We start from the raw sequence: 295 nt of genomic DNA, 5'->3' as shown, positions 1-295 counted from the left end.
TAGATGCGCATCTGCCGGCCGAAGGTGGCCAGTACGTCGGCCTCGCGACCGGCATAGCCGAACTTCTGGAAGTATTCGGCGGTGGCCAGGGCGAAGGCATCGGTGTGGGAAATGCCGAGGAAATAATCGTATTCACATTCAGTGCTGGAGCCGATGTATTCGGCGTAGTTGAAGTGATCGGTCATCTTCTCGAAGCCGCCGCACAGGACGATGTCGTACTCCCCGGACGCCACCATCTGGTGGCCCATCTGGAACGACACCGAGCTGCTGGTGCAGTTGGCGGTGCTCATGAAGG

At 59.3% G+C, this 295-nt stretch carries 1 protein-coding gene; it reads right to left on the bottom strand.

The window, feature by feature from the left end; all coding sequences use genetic code 11:
* A partial coding sequence (locus F6S12_RS33330; protein ID WP_315870064.1) for a beta-ketoacyl synthase N-terminal-like domain-containing protein occupies positions 1–295 on the bottom strand: 295 nt, incomplete at both ends.

The sequence above is a fragment of the Pseudomonas sp. JV245A genome (genome assembly GCF_032424515.1).
Classification (GTDB): Bacteria; Pseudomonadota; Gammaproteobacteria; order Pseudomonadales; family Pseudomonadaceae; genus Aquipseudomonas; species Aquipseudomonas protegens.
This window is presented reverse-complemented; position numbering and strand designations above follow the sequence as displayed.